Genomic DNA, 2,671 nt, shown 5'->3' with positions numbered 1-2,671 from the left:
CTAGTGGCGGGTGGTGGGCTGGCCCTCTGCGGGTGGTCGGCCAGCGTGCCGCCCTTGGTCACGAGGATCTTCACGAGGTCGTTCTTGGCGTTCATCCCGACATGCGAGGACCACACGGACGGGCTGACCATCGCCTCGAGCTGGGCGAACCCTTCGGGGTCGCGGATCTTGGTGAGGACCGCGCGGATGTTGGTGGAGGCCCGGGCCACCTGCCAGGTGAAGGAGGGCCTCAAAACGTCGGCGCAGGTGTTTCTCCGGTGGCGGACAGCCCGAGGGTGCTCCACGGCGCCTACAGGCGGATCCCCTTGCCCTGGAAGCGCGCCCGGACGCTGACGGGCCACCGCTGGGGCGGTTGGGGTTCGGCGAGGCGGGCGGCGGACTGCCGGAGCACGGCGCGGTCGGTGGCCGCGGGGGTGGGTGCGGCGGCGAGGCGTTGGAGTCGACGGCCGGCCGGGTCGACACCGGCGCGGGCGGCGAGGTCGGCGAGGGCGTCCTCGACGCCGCCGCCGGCCTGGGCCGCCAGGTGGTAGCCGTTGTGGAGTTCGGCCTGGCGCGCGGTGCTGAGGGGCCGGACGGGGAGGCGGTTGTGCGCCGGTCCGGAGGCACGCATCAGGAGCCGGTGGCTCTCTGCCATCCGCCGGGTGAGGGTGGCGTGGTCCCGGGCCAGGTGCTGCAGCTGCCCGCTGATGTGTCGTAGGGCCTCTGTCCAGGCGGGCAGGGCCTCGGCCAGCTCGGCGGCGTCGCGGAGCCGGCCCTGGAGGCCGTCGTCCCGGCGCCAGGCGGGATCGGTGAACAGGATCCGGCCGAGGCGGTCGACCAGGGCGTGGGACTCGGCCGAGACCGGGGTCATCAAGGTGGTGCTGTCGGGGGCGGTCCTGACCGGGCGCCAGCATGCGGCGAGCTCGCGCCAGTGCCGCTCCGCCGACTGGCATGCCTTCTGACCGGGGTCTTCGGGCGACGGGCCGGCGAGCGTCGCGTGCGCCACCAGGGTGCGGGTGACGGTGTAGACGGCGCTGATGTCGGCAGCCGCGGTACGCATGGCCGCGGCGGTGTGGACGTGGTGCTGGTCGCCGTCGAGGGCGCGCCAGGCGAATTCGGTGAGCCGGTCCACGCTCGCGACCGCGCCGGCGGCGAGCCGGTCGATGGTCTCCGCGGTGCGGGGCGGGTCGGCGCGCAACGCGGCGCGGGGAGCGATCAGGTCGACGGCCCAGTCGTAGCCGTCGGAGCGGGCCCGGGCGGTGAGGATCCGCGCCTGCTCGACGGCGACGCGGAGTTTGCGGCCGCTCTCGGCCAACGCGGCGACGCGGCGGGGGAAGGCGTAGGTGGACGTGGCGTCGGCGAGCCGGTCGGCGATGCCGGCGGCTGTGGCGGCCAGGGGCATCACCCGGGAGAGCACGGCGCAGCGCAGTTCGTCGCTCTCCAGGGCGAGGCCGTGACGGGTGAGCGGTTCGCCGTCCGGACCGGTGTGCGTGGCCAGCAGGTCGATCCCGGTCCGCAGGGCCTTCCCCGCTCGCGGGATGCACTGTGGGGGTTTCATCAGCGCGGCCGTCCTGGTGCCGCGGGCGGTCCGGAGCTGGATGACGGCTTCGGTCAGGCTCATGTGGAGCTCGCTGCGCGGGCCGACCGGGGTCGGCGGTTCCGGCGGGAAGATGCCGGCGGCGGGCCCGGACCGGTGGGGCAGTGCCTCGACGGCCTCCCAGGCGAAGCGCCGCTCGATGCCGAGCACGATCTCGGTGAAGTCGGCGAGCTGCCCGATCAGCGCGGTGCGGGCGAGTTCCGAGGAGTCCTCGACGGGCAGCCGGTCGACGTTGGCGAGGTGCTCGGCGGCGAGGGCGACGAAGTCACCGAACCGCGCGGTCACCGGGGGCCGCCGGTGGCGTTGCGGACGGCCCGCGCGGCCCGGCCGGCGAGCAGGGAGGCCCGGGCCGGGGCGTGCGCGTCAGCGGGCGTGGTGGTGTCGGCGACGGCCGCGAGCTGTTGCTCCGCCTGGTCCAGGAGCTCGGCGAGCGCGGTCCCGTCCGCGAGGGCAAGCTTGGTGGGTTCGTCGTCGTACCCGGGCTGGTCGAGCAGATCGCGGGCTTCGAGGACGAGGGTGTAGGCGCCGGTGGCGGCAAGGGCGTCGCCGTGGTCGGCGCCCGGCCCGATGGCCCAGGCCGCGGTCTGGTCGAACAGGTTCCATGCGCCGGCCAGCACGGTGGGGTGGTCGACGGCGGCGAGTCGGGCGGTGGTGCGGGTGGTCCACCCGGTCATCTCGTTCATGGGGTGCGTCCTTCGTACGGGTGTGTGGGGGCCAGGCTGCCCGCAGAACGGTCACTGTCCTGGCCCCTGCCGGGATTCCGGTGGAAAACCCGGTGTTTGCGAAGGATCCGGTCCGGTCGGGTGACGGGCTGGAGACCTGGGACGGCGTACCGAACTCCCACGGGCGGTCATCCGCTGACCTGGCGTGTGGATTCCATCACTATCTGTCATTCCGAACGAGCTCGACCTGGGGCTTCGGATGAGTGTCCGATCGGCGTCGTGTACCGGCCATCTCGCGGCGGTGGCACTTGCCCGCGTGATTGGGCAGGCTCCCCCTTCCGTGAGCTCTCAGGACAGCGAACTGTCACCCGCGTGGGTTACACAGAAGCCCTGGGCCCTTGCGGACAAGTCCTCCGACATCGACCGATTCGCA

Annotated in this window: 3 protein-coding genes; all 3 read right to left on the bottom strand. The window is 73.5% G+C overall.

The features are described 5' to 3' along the window. Window positions 1–233, bottom strand: a 233-nt coding sequence (locus ACFVUY_RS43300) for a hypothetical protein (RefSeq protein WP_387737362.1), incomplete at its 3' end; no start/stop codon positions are given. Between the two features lie 56 nt (window positions 234–289). Beyond that, window positions 290–1,861, bottom strand: coding sequence for a hypothetical protein (locus ACFVUY_RS43295; protein WP_387737361.1), 1,572 nt, complete (start codon window positions 1,859–1,861; stop codon window positions 290–292). Continuing rightward, window positions 1,858–2,259 carry a hypothetical protein gene (locus ACFVUY_RS43290; RefSeq protein ID WP_387737360.1) on the bottom strand — a complete coding sequence of 134 codons (402 nt, stop codon included), beginning with the start codon at window positions 2,257–2,259 and terminating at the stop codon, window positions 1,858–1,860. Before ACFVUY_RS43290 ends, ACFVUY_RS43295 begins: the two co-directional genes overlap by 4 nt. Window positions 2,260–2,671: the final 412 nt, after the last annotated feature.

Origin of the sequence: Kitasatospora sp. NPDC058063, from assembly GCF_042885395.1 — a bacterium.
GTDB lineage: Bacteria > Actinomycetota > Actinomycetes > Streptomycetales > Streptomycetaceae > Kitasatospora > Kitasatospora lactacystinica.
This window is presented reverse-complemented; position numbering and strand designations above follow the sequence as displayed.

Bases quoted from the DNA above. Each gene is read 5' to 3' on its own strand.
- ACFVUY_RS43290 (WP_387737360.1), bottom strand. From the start codon at position 2,259: ATGAACGAGATGACCGGGTGGACCACCCGCACCACCGCCCGACTCGCC.